This window comes from Pseudomonas sp. NPDC089422 (assembly GCF_044749405.1).
Classification (GTDB): domain Bacteria; phylum Pseudomonadota; class Gammaproteobacteria; order Pseudomonadales; family Pseudomonadaceae; genus Aquipseudomonas.
Genome location: NZ_JBIVHW010000002.1, coordinates 157,315 through 175,088 on the forward strand (window position 1 = coordinate 157,315; position 17,774 = coordinate 175,088).

Here is a 17,774-nt window from a genome sequence, read left to right on the forward strand (position 1 = left end):
GGCCCGCTGGTTTAGCGTCGGCGGGCCAGGAGGTGCTAGGATACTGATCCGGTTGCCTGGCGACCATGCCTGTCGCCGTTCTGGCCTGCAGGCCCATTAAGACAAAACATTGCGCATGAACCAGTCGGATTCAAAATAGTCTGTTCTGCGTTTAGAGAATTCCCGATGCGCCAGCTGCTGGCCCATCGCTACCCTGAGATAGCCGTCTTCCATGTTTGGTTCCAACGACGACAAAAAAGCGCCGGCCGAGGCTGGCGAGAAAAAAGGCCTGTTCAGCTGGTTTCGCAAGAAGCCGCAGCAACCTGTCGCCGAACAGCCTCAAACGCCAGAGCCACAAGCGCCCGAGGTGCTGCCTGCCGAGCCGGTAGCAGCGCAGCCTGCTGTCGAGCAGCCGCTGGTCGAGGCGCAGCAGCCTGCGCCGGTCGAGCCTGTGCCCCCGGTGGTCGAAGCGCCTGTGCCAGAGCCGGTCGCTTCCAAGCCATTGCAGGCGCCCGAGCCTGAGCCGGTTGCTTCTGCGCCGCTGGTCGCACCGGCACCTGAACCTGTCGCCTCCATGCCTCTGCAAACGGCGCCGGTCGAGGTTGCTCCGGTAGTTGAGCATGCCGCCCCTGTCAGCAACCTGGTGCTTCCGGTCGCCGAAGAACCTGTGGCGCTGGTGCCGGACCTGGAGCCGAAGGCGCCGCCGGTGATACCGGAACGTCGCGCCCCGGAGCCGGTGGTCGCGGCCCCTGCGCCTGCCGAACCGGATCCAGCCCCCGTGGTGGCTGCCCCGGCTGCCTCCGAGCCGTCCAAGCCCGGTTTCTTCGCCCGCCTCAAGCAGGGCCTGTCGAAGACCAGCGCCAGCATCGGCGAAGGCATGGCCAGCCTGTTCCTGGGCAAGAAAGTCATCGATGACGACCTGCTCGACGAGATCGAAACCCGCCTGTTGACCGCCGACGTCGGCGTCGAGGCGACCTCGGCCATCGTCCAGAACCTGACCCAGAAGGTTGCCCGCAAGCAGCTGGCTGACGCCGATGCGCTGTACAAGTCGCTGCAGGAAGAGCTGGCCGCACTGCTGCGCCCGGTCGAGCAGCCGCTGAAGGTCCAGGCGCAGAACAAGCCCTACGTGATCCTCGTGGTCGGCGTGAACGGTGCCGGCAAGACCACCACCATCGGCAAGTTGGCCAAGAAGCTGCAGCTGGAAGGCAAGAAGGTCATGCTGGCTGCCGGTGACACCTTCCGTGCCGCTGCCGTGGAGCAGCTGCAGGTCTGGGGCGAGCGTAACCAGATCCCGGTCATCGCCCAGCACACCGGCGCCGATTCCGCCTCGGTGATCTTCGACGCCGTGCAGGCCGCCAAGGCCCGTGGTGTCGATGTGCTGATCGCCGACACCGCCGGCCGCCTGCACACCAAAGACAACCTGATGGAAGAGCTGAAGAAGGTCCGCCGGGTAATCGGCAAGCTCGACGCCGAGGCACCGCACGAGGTGCTGCTGGTGCTCGACGCCGGTACCGGGCAGAACGCCATCAGCCAGGCCAAGTACTTCAACCAGAGCGTCGAACTGACGGGCCTGGCCCTGACCAAGCTGGACGGCACTGCCAAAGGTGGGGTGATCTTTGCCCTGGCCAAGCAGTTCAGCATCCCGATCCGCTTCATCGGCGTCGGTGAAGGTATCGATGACCTGCGTACTTTCGAAGCCGAGCCGTTCGTCAAGGCTCTGTTCGCCGAGCGAGACTGACCATGATCCGATTCGAACAGGTTGCCAAGCGCTACCCTAACGGCCATGTCGGCTTGCATGAGCTGAGTTTCCGGGCTCGCCGGGGCGAGTTCCTGTTCGTCACCGGGCATTCGGGCGCGGGCAAGAGCACCTTGCTGCGCCTGCTGCTGGCCATGGAGCGCCCGACCAGCGGCAAGCTGATGCTGGCCGGGCAGGACCTGGGCCAGATCAGCAATGCGCAGATCCCGTTCCTGCGCCGGCAGATCGGCGTGGTGTTCCAGAACCACCAGCTGCTGTTCGACCGCACGGTGTTCAACAACATCGCCCTGCCGCTGCAGATTCTCGGCTTGTCCAAGGCCGAGATCGCCAAGCGCGTAGACTCGGCGCTGGAGCGCGTTTCGCTGTCCGACAAGGGCGAGCTGTTCCCGGCCGACCTGTCCACCGGCCAGCAGCAGCGGGTCGGTATCGCCCGGGCCATCGTCCACCAACCCGCCTTGCTGCTGGCGGATGAACCCACCGGTAACCTCGACCCGCGCCTGGCCGCGGAAATCATGGGGGTGTTCGAGGATATCAACCGCCTGGGCACCACGGTTCTGATCGCCAGTCACGACCTGGCACTGATTGCGCGCATGCGCCACCGCATGCTGACCCTGCAGCGCGGTCGTCTGATCGGCGATGGGGAGGCCGGGCAATGAGCACTACACGTACACCCAAGGTTTCCGAGCGCGTTGCACCCAAGGCTGCCGACCCGCAGCCAGCCAAGAAGAAGGGCGGCGATCACGACGACGACGGCCCGGACTTCCGTACCTTGCTGCACGCCTGGCTGGAAAGCCATCGCGCCAGCCTGGCCGACAGCCTGCGGCGCCTGGGCAAGCAGCCGATCGGCAGCTTCTTCACCTGCCTGGTGATGGCCGTGGCCCTGAGCATGCCCATGGGGCTGTCGCTGCTGCTGAAGAATATCGAGGTGCTGGGTGGCTCCTGGCAGCGTGCTGCGCAGATTTCGCTGTACCTGAAGCTCGATGCAGGTAGCCAGCAGGGCGAAGCCCTGCGCGACGACATCAAGCGCATGCCGGGTGTCGCCGACGCCCAGTACGTCAGCCCGGGGCAGGCCCTGGAAGAGTTTCAGCAGCAGTCCGGCCTGGGCGAAGCCCTGCGCGAGCTGCCTGACAACCCGTTGCCCGGTGTAGTGGTGGTTACCCCGACCGAAGTCGACAAGCCGGCCCTGGAAGCCCTGCGTCAGCGCCTGTCGGAGCTGCCAAGGGTGGAGAATGCGCAGCTGGACCTGGTCTGGGTGGAGCGCCTGGCGGCAATCCTCAAGCTGGGCGACCGATTTGTCTTCGGCCTGGCAGTGATGCTGATTTCTGCACTGCTGTTAGTAATCGGTAACACAATTCGTCTACATATCGAAAACCGCCGAATCGAGATCGAAGTGATCAAGCTGGTAGGCGGCACCGACAGCTACGTGCGCCGGCCTTTCCTGTACATGGGGGCCTTGTACGGCCTGGGCGCGGGCGTGCTGGCCTGGGCGATCCTGGCCTTTGGCCTGAACTGGCTGAACGAGGCCGTGGTAGGGCTGTCCGGGCTGTATGGGAGTGACTTTGCCCTGGGCGGGGTGCCTGCGTCCGATGGTCTCTCGCTCTTGATCGGAGCGGTGCTGTTGGGGTATATCGGTGCATGGATTGCCGTTGCCCGCCATTTGAACGAGCTGGCACCGCGATAGTTTTTACGTGCCAGCATTGACATTTTCTTCACGATGGAACTTGTACGGTCGTTCCGGGTCAATGTTGGCAGCGCTCACAAGGCGCGAGTTTTGTAAGTCGGAGGTTCTTGAATGACCACATCGTTGCAACCTGCCTATGCCCTGGTGCCCGGTGCAAACCTGGAAGCCTACGTGCACACGGTCAACAGCATCCCGCTGTTGTCTGTCGAGCAGGAGCGTGATCTGGCCGAGCGTCTCTACTACGAGCAGGATCTCGAGGCCGCTCGGCAAATGGTGATGGCCCACCTGCGTTTCGTTGTACATATCGCGCGTAGCTATGCAGGCTACGGGCTGGCCCAGGCCGACCTGATCCAGGAAGGCAACGTCGGCCTGATGAAGGCAGTCAAGCGCTTCAACCCGGAAATGGGTGTGCGCCTGGTGTCCTTCGCCGTGCACTGGATCAAGGCAGAGATTCACGAATTCATCCTGCGCAACTGGCGCATCGTCAAGGTGGCTACCACCAAGGCTCAGCGCAAGCTGTTCTTCAACCTGCGCAGCCAGAAGAAGCGTCTGGCCTGGCTGAACAACGACGAAGTGCATCGCGTGGCGGAAAGCCTCGGTGTCGAGCCACGTGAAGTGCGCGAGATGGAAAGCCGTCTTAGTGGCCAGGACATGGCCTTCGACCCGGCAGCCGAAGCGGATGACGACAGCGCTTTCCAGTCGCCAGCGCATTATCTGGAAGACCACCGCTACGACCCGGCTGTGCAGCTGGAGGATGCCGACTGGAGCGACAACTCCACCAGCAACCTGCACGAAGCGCTGCAAGGCCTGGATGACCGTAGTCGCGATATTCTCTACCAGCGCTGGTTGGCGGAAGAAAAGGCCACGTTGCATGAGCTGGCTGACAAGTACAGCGTTTCGGCTGAGCGTATTCGCCAGCTGGAGAAGAACGCGATGAACAAGGTCAAGGCGCTGATCACTATCTGATCAAGCCTGGCTGCATTGAAAAGCCGCTGACCCGTGAGGGTGAGCGGCTTTTTTGTTGAGGCTCATGGCCTGCGCGAGCTGTCCAGTTGCATCAGGTAACTGGGCCCGCCCAGCTGGCTCATCTGCCGGCGAATCCACCCCGCCCGGCTGGCCACGTAGGCACTCGGCCGGCTGGCACTCCACTTGATCGGGCTCGGCAGCACAGCGGCCAGTTGAGCGGCCTGCTGGCGGGTCAGGCGGCTGGCGTCGACGCCAAAGTGATAACGCGCCGCAGCCTGGGCGCCGAACACGCCTTTGCCCCACTCGGCGCTGTTCAGATACACCTCGAGAATTCGTTCCTTCGTCCAGAACAGCTCGATCAGCGCTGTGAACCAGGCCTCAAGCCCCTTACGAAAATAGCTGCGACCCGACCACAGGAACAGGTTCTTGGCGACCTGCTGGGTCAGGGTGCTGGCGCCGCGGACGCTGCCGCCACGTTCGTTATAGGCCAGTGCCGCCTGGATCGCCGGGATGTCGAAGCCCCAATGGCTGGCGAACTTCTGGTCCTCGCCGGCGATGACCGCCACCTTGAGCTCGTCGGAGATGTTCTCCCACGGTTCCCAGTCGCGTTGCAGGTCGATCGGCTCGCCACTCACCCATGATTGCACCTTGCGCTCGACCATCAAGGCCGTGCCAGGCGGCGGCACCCAGCGGAACACCAGCACCAGCACGATGCTGCCGGCAGCGAACCAGAGCAGGGCGCGGGCGAGGCGGCGAATAAGGGATGACAGCATGGCGATGGCTTGGCCGGACCGGTGGAACGGGCCATTATACAGACCCGATACAAGGAGTCGTCCCATGCTTCGCAGCTTCCTGATGCTCGCCGCCTTTTTCGGCTTTACCGGTGTCGCCCTTGGCGCCTTCGCCGCGCATGGGCTGAAAAACCGCCTGAGCGCCGATTACCTGGCGATATTCCACACCGGTGTCACCTATCAGTTGGTGCACACGCTGGCGATCTTCGGTGTCGCCCTGCTCGCGGCGCATCTGCCGGGTCGCCTGGTCGGCTGGGCCGGTGGTCTGTTCGCCCTGGGGATAGTGCTGTTCTCCGGTAGCCTCTACCTGCTGACCCTGAGCGGTATTGGCAAGCTAGGCATCATCACCCCCATCGGCGGCCTGTGTTTCCTCGCCGGTTGGCTGTGTCTGGGCCTGGCAGCCTGGCGCCTGGGCTGACCAGACGGTCCACAATCGCGACTAATGGTGCGCGCTGCCCTTGGGTTAAGTCGCTGATCGGCGCTAGAATGCGGGCCCCCAAAGAACAATGGTGGCCGTGCGCATGCGCATTCAACTGAACGGTGAACCTTACGAATTGCCCGCTGGCGAAAGCGTCGCGGCCCTGCTGACCCGCCTGGAGCTGACCGGGCGCCGGGTAGCGGTGGAACTCAACCTGGATATCGTGCCCCGTAGCCAGCACGACAGCACGCAGCTGAACGAAGGCGACCAGGTCGAAGTGGTCCACGCCATCGGTGGCGGCTGATCCCGGCCCGGCGATTCACCTGCAAGCCCAGCAATCTTTTCCCGAGGAACAACGATGAGCAACGTTCGTAGCGACAAGCCCTTCATCCTGGCCGGGCGCACTTTCCAGTCGCGCCTGCTGGTCGGCACCGGCAAGTACCGTGACATGGAAGAAACCCGCCTGGCCACCGAGGCCTCGGGTGCCGAGATCGTCACCGTGGCCGTGCGCCGGACCAACCTGGGCCAGAATGCGGGCGAGCCGAACCTGCTCGACGTGCTGTCGCCCGACAAGTACACCATCCTGCCGAATACCGCAGGTTGCTTTGACGCTGTCGAGGCGGTGCGTACCTGCCGTCTGGCCCGTGAGCTGCTCGATGGCCACAAGTCCCACGAGTCGCGCACCCTGGTGAAGCTGGAAGTGCTGGCCGACCAGAAAACCCTGTTCCCCAACGTGATCGAAACCCTCAAGGCCGCCGAAGTGCTGGTCAAGGATGGTTTCGACGTGATGGTCTACACCAGCGACGATCCGATCATCGCCCGCCAACTGGCCGAAGCCGGCTGCATCGCGGTGATGCCACTGGCCGGCCTGATCGGCACGGGTCTGGGCATCTGCAACCCCTACAACCTGCAGATCATCCTGGAGGAGTCCAAGGTGCCGGTGCTGGTCGATGCTGGCGTGGGTACCGCCTCCGACGCCACCATCGCCATGGAAATGGGCTGTGAAGCCGTGCTGATGAACTCGGCCATCGCCCACGCCCAGCAGCCTGTAGTTATGGCCGAGGCCATGAAGCACGCCATCCTCGCTGGCCGCATGGCCTACCTGGCCGGCCGCATGCCGAAAAAACTTTATGCCAGCGCCTCTTCGCCGCTGGATGGTCTGATCAAGTAAGAGCCCCTGATGACTGACTCGCAAGATACGCCGATCTCCGCCGACGGCGACCAGCGCCCACACCGCCGCATCAAGAGTTTCGTGATGCGCGCCGGGCGCATGACCGAAGGCCAGCAACGCGGCCTCGACCAGGGCGGCCCGCAGTTCATCCTGCCGCTGGCCGACAGCCCGGTGGACTACGACCAGGTGTTCGGCCGTTCGGCGCCGCGCACCCTGGAGATCGGCTTCGGCATGGGCCACTCCCTGCTGGAAATGGCCGCTGCCGCGCCTGAACAGGACTTCATCGGTGTCGAAGTGCACCGTCCGGGTGTTGGTGCGCTGCTCAACGGCGTACTGACCCAGGGCCTGAAGAACCTGCGGGTGTATGACTGCGATGCGATTGAAGTGCTCAACCGCTGCGTGGCCGACAACAGCCTCGACCGCCTGATGCTGTTCTTCCCGGACCCATGGCACAAGGCGCGTCACCACAAGCGCCGCATCGTTCAGCTGGAGTTCGCCGAGCTGGTGCGTCGCAAGCTCAAGCCCGGTGGCGTGTTCCACATGGCGACCGACTGGGAGCCGTATGCCGAGTACATGCTGGAAGTGATGAGCGCCGCCCCGGGCTATCGCAACCGTGCTGAAGACGGTACCTACGTGCCGCGCCCGGAAGAGCGCCCGATCACCAAGTTCGAACGCCGCGGCGAGCGGCTGGGGCATGGGGTGTGGGATTTGAAGTTCGAGAAGGTGGATTGATTGGCTGATTCAGCCTTTCGAATTGCTGAGGCCTGTAGAAATTCAGGCGAAAAAAACCGCTCTGAGAAGAGCGGTTTTTTTATGGGAGTGATAGGACTGAGTATCCTTCGCTCCGGAGCTTCACCGAAAACACTCACACAGTCAGTGGATCATAGGTAGCCCGAAAGGAGGCGTCAATGATCAGAAATATCCAGCATTATGTGTGTCGGAGTCGTTAACAGCTCTGACGGTAGAACCGAAGTATTATCGCGCTGCTCCTGTGAGATGAATTCGGTGATGGGCCGGGTAGGAGAAGAATTCTGCTTTCCGGCCCCTTCGACACGGCCTGAGAACCGTGCCGGTGACTCTGCTCGAAGGGCCATTTACCTGGCCACTTCACCGAAAACACTCACATAGTTTTCGAAGGCATCGAAGTACCGGTTAGATGCTGGAAGACTGGCCCGCCAACACGGAGGCCAAGGCATATGAAGCGTTTGCTTGATGCGCTGAGCCGCGTCTGGAAGCTCATCCGGATCTTGACTGTGCTCAAGACCGCTCGAGACTTCATGCGCGATCACTTTGACGATGCCCAGTAAGGGCTAGTCAGGTGGTAGGGCTGCCCTGGTTTTCCGGGGCAGCTTTTAGCAGGCTCACCCGCGGCGGTCAGCCACCACACCAATCAACACCAGCACCACCAACAACACCGGTGCCAGCGCATAGTTGTTGAACTGCCCCAACCCCTTCACCACCCACGGCGTGGCATAGATCAGCGCTGCTCCGCTGCCGATCATCACCAGGGCAGCCATCACCGGCACCCGTAGCGCACCCGCCAGGGCACCCAGGCGCTGGTCCACCCAGCCTTTGATGTCGGTGCCGAACAGCACCAGCAGGCAGCCTACCAGGGCCAGGGAAATCTCAGACAGATTGCTGCGGCTCCAGCGGGAAACCGTGGCGAGCAGATCAAGTACCAGATCCATGGGTCATCCTTAGGTCAAGAAATACTGCAGCAGGTCATTGAGGAACAGCTGGCCGCGCGGCGTGGCCACCAGTCGATCCGGTTCGACCTGCAAAAGGCCCTTTTGTTCGGCTGCGCGGCGGGCTTCGGCCAGCTGCGCCAGGGGCAGCCCGGTGCGCTGGGTGAACAGCTCAGCTTCCACGCCATCGGTGAGGCGCAGGGCGTTCATCAGGAACTCGAACGGCAGCTCGTCCACCGGCAACAGCTTTTCGCCGGCCTTGAACGGCTTGGCCAGGTTCAGGTAATCCTTGGGCAGGCGGGTCTTCCAGGTACGCAGGATGCGGCCATCGGCAAAGGTGAGCTTGCCGTGGGCGCCGGCACCGATGCCGATGAAGTCACCAAAGCGCCAGTAGTTGAGGTTGTGCCGGGCGGCACGGTCAGCCTGGGCATAGGCCGAAACTTCATACTGCTTGAAACCGTTGGCCGCCATCAGCGCCTGGCCGGCTTCCTGGATGTCCCAGAGAATGTCGTCTTCAGGCAGCTCCGGCGGTTGATTCCAGAACACCGTGTTCGGCTCGACGGTCAGCTGGTACCACGACAGGTGGGTCGGCCCCAGGTCAATGGCCTGGCGCAGGTCGCCCAACGCGTCATCCAGCGACTGGTCGGGCAGGCCGTGCATCAGGTCCATGTTGAAGTTGTCGAAGCCGGCCGCACGCGCCATGCCAGCGGCACGGATCGCTTCATCGCCATTGTGGATGCGCCCCAGCGCTTCCAGTTTGGCCGGCTGGAAGCTTTGCACGCCGATCGACAGACGATTGATGCCGGTCTGCCGGTAGGCCTTGAACTTCTCTTGCTCGAAGGTGCCTGGGTTGGCCTCAAGCGTGATCTCGATGTCCGCTGCAAACGGAATGCGCTGCTCCACGCCACGCAGCAGACGCCCCAGGGCATTAGCGCTGAACAGGCTTGGCGTGCCGCCACCGAAGAAGATCGACGACAGTGTCCGGCCCTGCACGGCGGCCAGTTCCAGATCGAGGTCGGTCAACAGGGCGTCGACGTAGGCCTCTTCCGGCAGCTCAGGCCCGGCGGCGTGGGAGTTGAAGTCGCAATAAGGGCATTTGCGCACACACCACGGGATGTGGATGTACAGCGCCAGCGGCGGCAGGTTGGTGAGCGCCACCGCGCCAGCTTGGGACAACGTTGCGATCATGCCAGGCCCAGACGTTGACGCAGCAGGGCCATGGCGCGGGCGCGGTGGCTGAGCTGGTTCTTATCCACAGGGGCGAGGTCGGCGCTGGAGCACTTGCGCTCCGGTACCCAGAACAGCGGGTCGTAGCCGAAACCGTGCTCGCCGCTGGCCTCGAACAGGATGCTGCCGTGCCACAGGCCTTCGCAAAGGATCGGCAGCGGGTCATCGGCGTGACGCACCAGGGCCAGCACGCAGACGAACTGGGCGCCGCGTTGCTCTGGCGGCACGTCCTTCAGGGCTTCGAGCAGCTTGGCGTTGTTCGCCGCGTCACCCTTGCCATCGGCATAGCGTGCCGAGTAGATGCCCGGCGCACCGCCGAGGAAGTCCACTGCCAGGCCAGAATCGTCGGCCAGCGCCGGCAGGCCGGAGAGGCGCGCAGCATTGCGGGCTTTGAGGATGGCATTCTCGACGAACGACAGGCCGGTCTCCTCGGGTTCTACCTGGCTGAACTCACCGATCGAGCGCAGCTGTACGGACTGGCCGAGCATGGCCTGGAGTTCCTTGAGTTTGCCGGCGTTGTGGCTGGCCAACACGAGTTGCTGGAAATTCATCATTCTCCTGGGAACACTTCCTGGTTGAAACTGAGTTGATGGCTGACCCCGCCGGTTTCGACATTCAGGTCGAAGGTCAGGGTCTCGGCCTGCTCGATCTTGAACTGGGCGATGTAGTACACCGCACCCTGGTCGGTTATCTGCTTGAACGACAGCGGGCTGGTGCGCCCGGTCAGGTCTTTCACCGTGCCGCTGACCACCGCCATGGCGGGCTTGTCGGCCTTGAGCACGGCGATGTTGAGCACGCCTTGGTTCTTGCTGCGGTTGAGCCCGGTGGCAGCGGCGATGTCCGGTTGCAGCATGCTCGAGGTGAAGGCGCTGTAGTGCACCGTCACGTCGCCGAAGACTTCCTTGCGCTCGGGTCGGGCGGCATCGGCCGCCATCACTGGCAGGGCCAGGCACAGGCTGATCAGGAACAGGGCTAGGCGACGCATGGTGCGAATCCTCCGGTGGGCGTCAGACCGCCAGTTGATGCTCCTGCAGGCCCGGGCTGCTGACGCGATAGATGCCGATTTCACCTAGAAGATTAGGCCAAAGCCGCCCACCCCACCCGTTACGGTGCAAGTGGTCGACGGCCAGGCGGTCAAGGACCTTGGCGCGGCGCTCATGGCACAGCTCTTCGAAGTCGGCGAAGGTGCAGAAGTGGATGTTCGGCGTGTTGTACCAGGTGTACGGCATGAAGTCCGAAACCGGCATGCGGCCCTTGGTGGCCAGGTACCAGCGGCAGCGCCAGTGGCCGAAGTTGGGGAAGGTGATGATGCACTGGCGACCTACCCGCAGCATTTCGTCGAGGATGCGGTCAGGGTACTCCACGGCCTGCAGGGCCTGGGTCATGATCACCACGTCGAAGCTGTTGCTGGCAAAGTTGCCCAGGCCCTTGTCGAGGTCCTGCTCGATGACGTTGACGCCCTTGGCCACGCAGGCGGCGATGTTGTCGGCGTCGATCTCCAGGCCATAGCCGGTGACCTGCTTGCGGTCACGCAGCGAGGCCAGCAGCTCGCCACTGCCGCAGCCCAGGTCGAGTACCCGGCTGCCGGCGGGAATCCAGTCGTGGATGATTTCCAGATCGGCTCTCATGCTGTCCTCAGATGGCGATGCGGTTCATGTAGTTCGCGAAACCCTGCATGTAGCGAGGTGTGGGGATCAGGAAGGCATCGTGGCCGTAAGGCGAATCGATCTCCAGATAACAGACGTTCTTGCGGGCCGCCATCAGGGCGTCGACGATCTCCCGCGAGCGGGCAGGGGAGAAGCGCCAGTCGGTGGTGAACGACATGATGCAGTAATCCGCCTTGACGTCGGCCAGGGTCGCGGCCAGGTCGCCGCCATTGGCCGCGGCCGGGTCGAAGTAGTCCAGGGCCTTGGTCATCAGCAGGTAGGTGTTGGCGTCGAAACGGCCGGAGAATTCTTCGCCCTGGTAGCGCAGGTAGCTCTCGACCTGGAATTCGACGCTGTGGAAGTCGTAGTTGAGCTTGTCGCTCTTCAGCTCACGGCCGAATTTCTCACCCATCGAGTCGTCAGACAGGTAAGTGATGTGGCCGACCATGCGTGCCAGCATCAGGCCGCGCTTGGGGATCACGCCCTGGTCCTGGAACGAGCCGCCGTGGAACTCGGGGTCGGTGAGGATGGCCTGGCGTGCCACTTCGTTGAAGGCGATGTTCTGCGCCGACAGCTTGGGAGCCGAGGCGATGTCCACGCAATGGCGTACGCGATCGGGGTAGGTGATGGTCCACTGCAGGGCCTGCATGCCGCCCAGGCTGCCTCCCACGATGGCCGCCCACTGCTGGATGCCCAGGCGATCGGCCAGGCGCGCCTGGCTGTGCACCCAGTCTTCCACGGTCAGTACCGGGAATTCGGCACCATAGGGCTTGCCGGTGGCCGGGTTGATGCTGCTCGGGCCGGTGCTGCCATTGCAGCCACCTAGGTTGTTCAGGCTGACCACGAAGAAGCGGTTGGTATCAATCGGCTTGCCGGGGCCGATGCAGCTGTCCCACCAGCCCGGCTTGCGGTCGGTGACGGCATGGTAGCCAGCGGCATGGTGATGGCCGGACAGGGCATGGCAGATCAGCACGGCATTGCTCGCGCTGGCGTTCAGGGTGCCATAGGTCTCGTAGACCAGCTCGTAGCTGTTCAGCGAACGGCCGCAGGCCAGGGCCAGCGGTTCATCGAACCGGGCAATTTGCGGTGTAACCAGACCGACGGAATCTTCGGGAAGGACAGTGGACATCGACCCTGCTCACGCTTGACGGAGGCGTAAGTCTAAAGAGCACTCCCCCCAGCGGCAAGCGAAGGCTTGCCACTGGGAGTAAGTGGGATCAGATCATCCGCCACAGTTCCTGTGGCATGCCGGCATAGGCGGCCAGCGGAGGCATGACGAACGACTGGATCACCTGGATCGCCAGGAAGGCGAAGATCGGCGAGATGTCCATGCCGCCCAGGTTGGGCACGATGCGGCGGAACGGTGCCAGCACCGGCTCGCTGATCTGCCAGGCCAGCTCGGCAGCCGGGTTGTGGCTGTTCGGTGCGACCCAGGAAACGATCACCATGACGATCATCGCCACCCAGAAGATTTTCAGGAACAGCGAGGTGATGCCGATGATGGCCCACATCAGCAGGTGCAGGACGTCGCCAAAGGTACCGTAGGTGACCATCAGCACGAAGCCCATCAGCAGCGCCTGGATGACGATCGCCAGCAGCAGCGATGAGGTGTCCAGGCCGCCGATGCTGGGGATCACCCGGCGGATCGGCTTGAGCAGTGGCTGGGTCGCGCGCACGGCGAACTGGCTCAGCGGGTTGTAGAAGTTGGCCTTGACCAGCTGCAGCACGAAGCGCAGCAGGACGATCACCAGGTACAGGCTGACCAGGGTTTGCACCACGAAGATCGCAGCGCCGGACAGTGCATTCATCAACAGCTCCTTATTTGCCCAGTTGTTCGGCCAGCTCGGCGGAACGCTTCGACGCCGCAGCCAGCGCCTGCTCGACGATGGCTTCGAAGCCGTTGCCCTGGAACGACTTGATCGCCGCTTCGGTGGTGCCGGCTGGCGAGGTGACGCGACGGCGCAGTTCTGCGGCATCGACATCGCTGGCCACGGCCATGTGCGCGGCGCCCAGGGCGGTTTGCAGGGTCAGTTGCGAGGCGGTTTCGCGTGGCAGGCCCAGTTTTTCGCCGGCAGCGGTCATCGCTTCGATCAGCAGGAAGAAGTAGGCCGGGCCACTGCCGGAGACCGCGGTGACGGCGTCCAGTTGTTGCTCTTGCTCCAGCCACAGGGCAGTACCGACGGCCGACAACAGCTGCTCGGCCTGCTGGCGTTGCTCGGCGGACACTTCAGCAGTGGCGTACAGGCCGCTGACGCCCTGGCGCAGCAGCGCTGGCGTGTTGGGCATGCAGCGTACCACCGGGCGGGCGCCGAGCCAGGCCTGCAGGCTGGCACAGGTGATGCCGGCGGCGATCGAGACGATCAGCTGGCCGGCTTCAAGGTTCGGCTTCAGTGCCTCGCACACAGCCTTCATGACCTGCGGTTTCACCGCCAGCACGATCACGTCGGCACCGGCAATGGCCTGGGCGTTGTCTTCGAAGGCTTCGATGCCGTGTTCGGCCTGGACGCGGGTGCGGGTCTCGGCGCCGGGGTCGCTGGCACGGATCTGCGCCGCGTCCAGGCCTTGGGCACGCAGGCCGCCGATCAGGCTGGCGGCCATGTTGCCGGCGCCGATAAAGGCAATACGTGTCTTGCTCATGTCAGGTCCTTGAGGGAAAGAGTGAGTAAAGCATGGAATCAGACGGGGCCGTAATTGCGGGCGCCGAACAGGGCGGTACCGATACGTACCCAGGTCGCGCCTTGAGCAATGGCCGCTTCGAGGTCGTGGCTCATGCCCATCGACAGGGTATCCAGGCCAAGGCCCAGGCTTTCCTGAAGCTGGCGCAGGCTGGCGAAGGCGGCCTCCTGAGCGGCGCGGTCTTCGGTCGGCTCGGGGATCGCCATCAGCCCGCGCAGGCGCAGGTTGGGCAGTGCCGCCACGGCCTTGGCCAGTGCTGGCAGGTCGGCCGGGGCGCAACCGGACTTGCTGTCTTCGCCGCTGACGTTCACCTGCAGGCAGATGTTCAGCGGCGCCAGGCCCGCAGGGCGCTGTTCGGACAGGCGTTGGGCGATCTTCAGGCGGTCCACGGAGTGTACCCAGTCGAAATGTTCGGCAATGGCTTTGGTCTTGTTCGACTGAATGGGGCCGATGAAGTGCCAGATCAAGGGCAGGTCGCGCAGTTCTTCCTGCTTGGCCAGGGCTTCCTGCAGGTAGTTCTCACCGACATCGCGCACGCCAGCGGCGTGGATTTCGCGTACGGCGCTGGCCGGTTTGGTCTTGCTCACGGCCAGCAGCTGGACGCTGGCCGGGTCGCGTCCGGCGGCCTGGGCGGCGCTGTGGATGCGGGCGGCGAGGGCGGAAAGGTTGTCTGCTATGGTGGACATGGATCGATGCCGTCGGCTCTGGAGATCTTCGGCATTCTACCTGCTTGATGGCTATTGGGGAGTCTCATGGATGTGACCGACCTGTTGGCCCGGGCCGCGGATGCCGGGGCAAGCGACCTGCATCTGGCAGCGGGCGAGATACCGATGCTGCGCGTGGACGGCGAGCTGCGGCGCATGGCGCTGCCGAGCGTGACCCCGGCCGCGTTGAGCGACGCATTGACGCCGCTGCTCGATGAGAACCAGTGCCGGCAATGGTTGCAGGGCGATGAGCTGGATCTGGCAGTGGAACTGGCATCGCTGGGGCGTTTTCGCCTCAATCTGTTTCGGCAGTTGAACGGCCCGGCAGCCACGCTTCGGCTGATTCCGAAACGTATTGCCAGTGTCGATGAGCTCGATCTCGAAGAAGTGTTTCAAGCCGTTGCGCAGCACACGGATGGCCTGGTGCTGGTGGGCGGCCCGACCGGTAGCGGCAAGTCGAGCACCCTGGCGGCACTGATCGACCGACTCAATCGTGAGCGGGCGCTGCATGTCATCACCCTCGAAGACCCCGTTGAAGTTATCCACAGCAGCCAGCGCGGCCTGATCAACCAGCGTGAAATTGGCCGGCATTGTCGAGACTTTGCCCAAGGGCTGCGCAGCGCCCTGCGTCAGGACCCGGATGTGATCATGATTGGCGAACTGCGCGACCTGGAAACCATCCGCCTGGCGTTGCGTGCTGCTGAGACCGGGCATCTGGTGCTGGCCACGGTGCATACGCGCTCGGCGGCCAGCAGCATTGACCGCTTGGTTGAGGTTTTTGCGTCGGAGGAAAAAACGCTGGTGCGGGCCATGTTGGCGGACGCGCTGCGGCTGGTGGTGGCGCAGGTGCTCGTCAAGCGTGCGGGCGGCGGGCGGGTGGCGGTGCGAGAAGTACTGGTGGCGACCCCGGCGGTACGCAACCTGGTGCGCGAGGGGCGGATGGCGCAGTTGTGTTCGGTGATGCAGGCGGGGGCGGCGGAGGGGATGCGGACGATGGAGGGGGCGATGCGGGGGCTGAGGGATAAAGGATTGATCAGCGATCTCTAATGTCTGTCCCGGCCTCTTCGCGGGCTTGCCCGTGAAGAGGCTGGAACCGATTTAGCGCTTGGCCAGGCTCAGCTGTTGCTGCTCTTTCGGCAGCACCCGCTTGGCAACCACATAATGTTGCTGCCAGTAAGGCTTGCTCAGGCTGTCGATACTCACCCGCTTGCCGGTGCGCGGCGCATGGATGAAGCGGTCGTTACCCAGGTAGATGGCAACGTGATTGACCCGACGGCTCTTGATATTGAAGAAGATCAGGTCACCTGGCTTGAGGTCGCTCTTGGCCACCTTCACGCCGTGGCCTTGGGCCATGGCGTTGGACGTACGCGGCAGGTCGACGTCTGCCACGTCGTTGAAGGCGTACTTGACCAGCCCGCTGCAGTCGAACCCTTTTTTCGGGTTGCTGCCGCCCCAAACATAAGGGGTACCGAGCACGTTGACCGCACGGCTGAGCACATCGCTGCTCTGCTTCGGCGACATCGCCGCCACGGCAGGCAGGTTGTGGCCCTTGCCCGAATAGTTCGAGCGTGCATGCAGCGCGGTCTGCTTGACGGGCGCGTGTTTCACCGAGGTATTGCTGGTGTAACCGGTGAAACCATTGGGAAGACGTTGCTCACGATTGGTGGCGTGGGCGGCCAGGGGCAATAATAGGCAGAGGGTCAGCCATGTCTTGAAGAAAGGCGGCATAGATGAAGCTCTTTTAAATGTTATGTGTGTGTTGGCGCGCAACTTTATAACAGCTTTTTGCTTCCTTTCAGGGCCGTTGGTCGATTGTCATGCTGCCGTACGTCGGGCTGCGATGAAAAAGTCACATTTTTCTTTAGAAAATTTTCAGATAACCCACGAGGGCTATGAATGAACAGTTATCAGCAAGGGGCGCCGTATCACGACACCCACAGCAAGGTCATCGGTTACCTGCTGTGGATATTCGGCTTTACCGGCTCGCACCGCTTCTACTATGGCAAGCCGATCACCGGAACGATCTGGTTCTTCACGCTGGGGCTGCTCGGTATCGGCTGGCTGATCGACCTGTTCCTGATTCCGTCGATGGACCGTGAGGCGGACATGCGCTTCCAGTCCGGCCGTATCGACTACAACATTGCCTGGATCCTGCTGACCTTCCTGGGCATTTTTGGTGTACACCGCCTGTACCAGGGCAAGTGGATCTCGGCGATCATCTACTTCTTCACCGGCGGCCTGTTCCTGATTGGTGTGCTGTATGACTTCTGGACTTTGAACAGCCAGATTTCCGAAGCCAACGCCCGCAGCCGATAGGGCGGCAGGCGCCCACAAAAAAGGCCTTGTCGCGCTGTGCGGCAAGGCCTTTTTCGTTACTGGCGGGTCTGTCGCTGCTGCAGCAGCAGGTTGCTGAACCCGGCCCCTGCCAGCTGTTTCTGCGCCACGGTCAGCTGCTCACGGTTGCTGAACGGCCCGACCAGTACGCGGTACCAGGTTTCTTCCTTGACGGTACCGGACTCGACCTTGACCACCTGGCCGAGCAGGATGATCTGCGCGCGGACCTTGTCGGCGTCGGCCTGCTTGCGGAACGAGCCAGCCTGCAGGAAGTACTGCGTGGTCGCCGCCGGCTTGATCACCGGTGGCGCGGGTGGCGGTGTCTGCCCCAGCAGTGCGGCCTGGGCGCGCGCGGTATCGATCTTCGCGGCTTCTGCCGGCGTGACCGGGGTCACCGGCTGCGCAGGTACTGGCGGGGTCTTCTCCGGCACGGCCTCAGGCGGCACGATCACCTCGGATTCCGGCAGCAGGGTGTAGAAGTCGTACTTCGGCTTCACCGGCGCCTGTGGCGTTGCAGGGGTGGCCGACTTGCTGGCCTCGGCCACTTTCTCCGGCTTCTGCTGCTCGGGCTTGGTGCGCTTGATGTCACCGCCACCGGGTTCGAGCTTCATCAGGAAGACGATGAACGCACCGACCGTCAGGCCGACCGCCAGCCATACCCAGCCCGGGATCGGCTGCTTGGCGGGGGCCGTCTGACGGCTGGCGCCGCGTTTGGGAGCGGGTTTTTTCTTGGCAGCCAA

Annotated in this window: 22 protein-coding genes; 10 read left to right on the forward strand and 12 right to left on the reverse strand. The window is 63.3% G+C overall.

The genetic code is table 11. The features are described 5' to 3' along the window. The first annotated feature begins 211 nt into the window (after window positions 1-211). The 4 genes from ftsY to rpoH all read left to right on the forward strand — a co-directional run bounded on the left by ftsY (window position 212) and on the right by rpoH (window position 4,382). Complete coding sequence (ftsY, locus tag ACIPZ8_RS04425; protein ID WP_400719959.1) at window positions 212-1,717, forward strand: signal recognition particle-docking protein FtsY; 1,506 nt, start codon at window positions 212-214, stop codon at window positions 1,715-1,717. 2 nt (window positions 1,718-1,719) lie between these two features. Then, window positions 1,720-2,391 carry a cell division ATP-binding protein FtsE gene (gene ftsE / locus ACIPZ8_RS04430; RefSeq protein ID WP_012274659.1) on the forward strand — a complete coding sequence of 224 codons (672 nt, stop codon included), beginning with the start codon at window positions 1,720-1,722 and terminating at the stop codon, window positions 2,389-2,391. Beyond that, window positions 2,388-3,416 (forward strand): permease-like cell division protein FtsX, encoded by a 1,029-nt coding sequence (ftsX, locus tag ACIPZ8_RS04435; protein ID WP_400719961.1) that lies wholly within the window; start codon window positions 2,388-2,390, stop codon window positions 3,414-3,416. The genes ftsE and ftsX overlap by 4 nt, the downstream gene beginning before the upstream one ends. Before the next feature lie 111 nt (window positions 3,417-3,527). Then, window positions 3,528-4,382 carry an RNA polymerase sigma factor RpoH gene (rpoH, locus tag ACIPZ8_RS04440; RefSeq protein ID WP_079230062.1) on the forward strand — a complete coding sequence of 285 codons (855 nt, stop codon included), beginning with the start codon at window positions 3,528-3,530 and terminating at the stop codon, window positions 4,380-4,382. A gap of 62 nt (window positions 4,383-4,444) precedes the next feature. Here the strand turns inward: rpoH and mtgA are convergent, their stop codons facing one another. Beyond that, window positions 4,445-5,155 carry a monofunctional biosynthetic peptidoglycan transglycosylase gene (gene mtgA / locus ACIPZ8_RS04445; RefSeq protein ID WP_400719962.1) on the reverse strand — a complete coding sequence of 237 codons (711 nt, stop codon included), beginning with the start codon at window positions 5,153-5,155 and terminating at the stop codon, window positions 4,445-4,447. 64 nt (window positions 5,156-5,219) lie between these two features. Between mtgA and ACIPZ8_RS04450 the strand changes: the two genes are divergently transcribed. From ACIPZ8_RS04450 to trmB, 4 genes are all read left to right on the forward strand, one after another. Next, a complete protein-coding gene (locus ACIPZ8_RS04450) occupies window positions 5,220-5,591 on the forward strand; it encodes a DUF423 domain-containing protein (RefSeq protein ID WP_400719963.1) in 372 nt (123 codons plus the stop codon). Between the two features lie 103 nt (window positions 5,592-5,694). Beyond that, window positions 5,695-5,895 (forward strand): sulfur carrier protein ThiS, encoded by a 201-nt coding sequence (gene thiS / locus ACIPZ8_RS04455; RefSeq protein WP_033696634.1) that lies wholly within the window; start codon window positions 5,695-5,697, stop codon window positions 5,893-5,895. 54 nt (window positions 5,896-5,949) lie between these two features. Next, on the forward strand, window positions 5,950-6,762 hold the full coding sequence (locus ACIPZ8_RS04460; protein WP_400719964.1) for a thiazole synthase: 813 nt from the start codon (window positions 5,950-5,952) through the stop codon (window positions 6,760-6,762). A 9-nt stretch (window positions 6,763-6,771) separates the two neighbouring features. Continuing rightward, complete coding sequence (gene trmB, locus ACIPZ8_RS04465; RefSeq protein ID WP_103446094.1) at window positions 6,772-7,494, forward strand: tRNA (guanosine(46)-N7)-methyltransferase TrmB; 723 nt, start codon at window positions 6,772-6,774, stop codon at window positions 7,492-7,494. A 629-nt stretch (window positions 7,495-8,123) separates the two neighbouring features. On the opposite strand, the gene ACIPZ8_RS04470 is transcribed toward trmB, so the two are convergent. The 9 genes from ACIPZ8_RS04470 to ACIPZ8_RS04510 form a co-directional block, all read right to left on the reverse strand. Then, complete coding sequence (locus tag ACIPZ8_RS04470; protein WP_027920975.1) at window positions 8,124-8,450, reverse strand: DUF3392 family protein; 327 nt, start codon at window positions 8,448-8,450, stop codon at window positions 8,124-8,126. 9 nt (window positions 8,451-8,459) lie between these two features. Continuing rightward, the gene (gene hemW, locus ACIPZ8_RS04475; protein WP_400719965.1) at window positions 8,460-9,635 is read right to left on the reverse strand and encodes a radical SAM family heme chaperone HemW; all 1,176 of its coding nucleotides are present in this window, start codon (window positions 9,633-9,635) and stop codon (window positions 8,460-8,462) included. Further along, window positions 9,632-10,228 carry an RdgB/HAM1 family non-canonical purine NTP pyrophosphatase gene (rdgB, locus tag ACIPZ8_RS04480; RefSeq protein ID WP_400719967.1) on the reverse strand — a complete coding sequence of 199 codons (597 nt, stop codon included), beginning with the start codon at window positions 10,226-10,228 and terminating at the stop codon, window positions 9,632-9,634. The genes hemW and rdgB overlap by 4 nt, the downstream gene beginning before the upstream one ends. Continuing rightward, window positions 10,225-10,659, reverse strand: a complete 435-nt coding sequence (locus ACIPZ8_RS04485; RefSeq protein WP_027920978.1) for a DUF4426 domain-containing protein — start codon at window positions 10,657-10,659, stop codon at window positions 10,225-10,227. The genes rdgB and ACIPZ8_RS04485 overlap by 4 nt, the downstream gene beginning before the upstream one ends. A 22-nt stretch (window positions 10,660-10,681) precedes the next feature. Further along, window positions 10,682-11,302: a methionine biosynthesis protein MetW gene (gene metW / locus ACIPZ8_RS04490; protein WP_015272149.1), complete on the reverse strand. Its 621-nt coding sequence runs from the start codon at window positions 11,300-11,302 to the stop codon at window positions 10,682-10,684. A gap of 7 nt (window positions 11,303-11,309) precedes the next feature. Further along, window positions 11,310-12,449, reverse strand: a complete 1,140-nt coding sequence (locus tag ACIPZ8_RS04495) for a homoserine O-acetyltransferase (protein WP_400719969.1) — start codon at window positions 12,447-12,449, stop codon at window positions 11,310-11,312. A gap of 88 nt (window positions 12,450-12,537) precedes the next feature. Next, on the reverse strand, window positions 12,538-13,128 hold the full coding sequence (locus tag ACIPZ8_RS04500; RefSeq protein ID WP_027920981.1) for a YggT family protein: 591 nt from the start codon (window positions 13,126-13,128) through the stop codon (window positions 12,538-12,540). A gap of 10 nt (window positions 13,129-13,138) precedes the next feature. Next, window positions 13,139-13,957, reverse strand: coding sequence for a pyrroline-5-carboxylate reductase (gene proC / locus ACIPZ8_RS04505; protein WP_400719971.1), 819 nt, complete (start codon window positions 13,955-13,957; stop codon window positions 13,139-13,141). Window positions 13,958-13,995: 38 nt separating this feature from the next. Continuing rightward, window positions 13,996-14,682 (reverse strand): YggS family pyridoxal phosphate-dependent enzyme, encoded by a 687-nt coding sequence (locus tag ACIPZ8_RS04510; RefSeq protein WP_400719973.1) that lies wholly within the window; start codon window positions 14,680-14,682, stop codon window positions 13,996-13,998. Window positions 14,683-14,748: 66 nt separating this feature from the next. Here ACIPZ8_RS04510 and ACIPZ8_RS04515 point away from each other — a divergent pair, with 66 nt between their 5' ends. Then, window positions 14,749-15,747, forward strand: a complete 999-nt coding sequence (locus ACIPZ8_RS04515; RefSeq protein WP_400719975.1) for a type IV pilus twitching motility protein PilT — start codon at window positions 14,749-14,751, stop codon at window positions 15,745-15,747. A 51-nt stretch (window positions 15,748-15,798) separates the two neighbouring features. Here ACIPZ8_RS04515 and ACIPZ8_RS04520 read toward each other — a convergent pair whose 3' ends face one another. Next, the gene (locus ACIPZ8_RS04520) at window positions 15,799-16,428 is read right to left on the reverse strand and encodes a C40 family peptidase (RefSeq protein ID WP_400719977.1); all 630 of its coding nucleotides are present in this window, start codon (window positions 16,426-16,428) and stop codon (window positions 15,799-15,801) included. A gap of 168 nt (window positions 16,429-16,596) precedes the next feature. Here ACIPZ8_RS04520 and ACIPZ8_RS04525 point away from each other — a divergent pair, with 168 nt between their 5' ends. Further along, window positions 16,597-17,016 (forward strand): NINE protein, encoded by a 420-nt coding sequence (locus ACIPZ8_RS04525; protein ID WP_400719979.1) that lies wholly within the window; start codon window positions 16,597-16,599, stop codon window positions 17,014-17,016. Window positions 17,017-17,072: 56 nt separating this feature from the next. Here the strand turns inward: ACIPZ8_RS04525 and ACIPZ8_RS04530 are convergent, their stop codons facing one another. Continuing rightward, window positions 17,073-17,774, reverse strand: a complete 702-nt coding sequence (locus ACIPZ8_RS04530; RefSeq protein WP_176508109.1) for an SPOR domain-containing protein — start codon at window positions 17,772-17,774, stop codon at window positions 17,073-17,075.

What these genes read in the sequence shown, in the direction of transcription:
- ACIPZ8_RS04485 (WP_027920978.1), bottom strand. Translation starts at nt 10,659, where the DNA reads ATGCGTCGCCTAGCCCTGTTCCTGATCAGCCTGTGCCTGGCCCTGCCA.
- rdgB (WP_400719967.1), bottom strand. Translation starts at nt 10,228, where the DNA reads ATGATGAATTTCCAGCAACTCGTGTTGGCCAGCCACAACGCCGGCAAA.
- trmB (WP_103446094.1), top strand. Translation starts at nt 6,772, where the DNA reads ATGACTGACTCGCAAGATACGCCGATCTCCGCCGACGGCGACCAGCGC.
- ACIPZ8_RS04520 (WP_400719977.1), bottom strand. Translation starts at nt 16,428, where the DNA reads ATGCCGCCTTTCTTCAAGACATGGCTGACCCTCTGCCTATTATTGCCC.
- ftsE (WP_012274659.1), top strand. Translation starts at nt 1,720, where the DNA reads ATGATCCGATTCGAACAGGTTGCCAAGCGCTACCCTAACGGCCATGTC.
- ACIPZ8_RS04470 (WP_027920975.1), bottom strand. Translation starts at nt 8,450, where the DNA reads ATGGATCTGGTACTTGATCTGCTCGCCACGGTTTCCCGCTGGAGCCGC.
- proC (WP_400719971.1), bottom strand. Translation starts at nt 13,957, where the DNA reads ATGAGCAAGACACGTATTGCCTTTATCGGCGCCGGCAACATGGCCGCC.
- ACIPZ8_RS04515 (WP_400719975.1), top strand. Translation starts at nt 14,749, where the DNA reads ATGGATGTGACCGACCTGTTGGCCCGGGCCGCGGATGCCGGGGCAAGC.
- thiS (WP_033696634.1), top strand. Translation starts at nt 5,695, where the DNA reads ATGCGCATTCAACTGAACGGTGAACCTTACGAATTGCCCGCTGGCGAA.
- ACIPZ8_RS04500 (WP_027920981.1), bottom strand. Translation starts at nt 13,128, where the DNA reads ATGAATGCACTGTCCGGCGCTGCGATCTTCGTGGTGCAAACCCTGGTC.
- ACIPZ8_RS04495 (WP_400719969.1), bottom strand. Translation starts at nt 12,449, where the DNA reads ATGTCCACTGTCCTTCCCGAAGATTCCGTCGGTCTGGTTACACCGCAA.
- ACIPZ8_RS04525 (WP_400719979.1), top strand. Translation starts at nt 16,597, where the DNA reads ATGAACAGTTATCAGCAAGGGGCGCCGTATCACGACACCCACAGCAAG.
- hemW (WP_400719965.1), bottom strand. Translation starts at nt 9,635, where the DNA reads ATGATCGCAACGTTGTCCCAAGCTGGCGCGGTGGCGCTCACCAACCTG.
- ACIPZ8_RS04450 (WP_400719963.1), top strand. Translation starts at nt 5,220, where the DNA reads ATGCTTCGCAGCTTCCTGATGCTCGCCGCCTTTTTCGGCTTTACCGGT.
- ftsX (WP_400719961.1), top strand. Translation starts at nt 2,388, where the DNA reads ATGAGCACTACACGTACACCCAAGGTTTCCGAGCGCGTTGCACCCAAG.
- rpoH (WP_079230062.1), top strand. Translation starts at nt 3,528, where the DNA reads ATGACCACATCGTTGCAACCTGCCTATGCCCTGGTGCCCGGTGCAAAC.
- ftsY (WP_400719959.1), top strand. Translation starts at nt 212, where the DNA reads ATGTTTGGTTCCAACGACGACAAAAAAGCGCCGGCCGAGGCTGGCGAG.
- mtgA (WP_400719962.1), bottom strand. Translation starts at nt 5,155, where the DNA reads ATGCTGTCATCCCTTATTCGCCGCCTCGCCCGCGCCCTGCTCTGGTTC.
- ACIPZ8_RS04460 (WP_400719964.1), top strand. Translation starts at nt 5,950, where the DNA reads ATGAGCAACGTTCGTAGCGACAAGCCCTTCATCCTGGCCGGGCGCACT.
- ACIPZ8_RS04510 (WP_400719973.1), bottom strand. Translation starts at nt 14,682, where the DNA reads ATGTCCACCATAGCAGACAACCTTTCCGCCCTCGCCGCCCGCATCCAC.
- metW (WP_015272149.1), bottom strand. Translation starts at nt 11,302, where the DNA reads ATGAGAGCCGATCTGGAAATCATCCACGACTGGATTCCCGCCGGCAGC.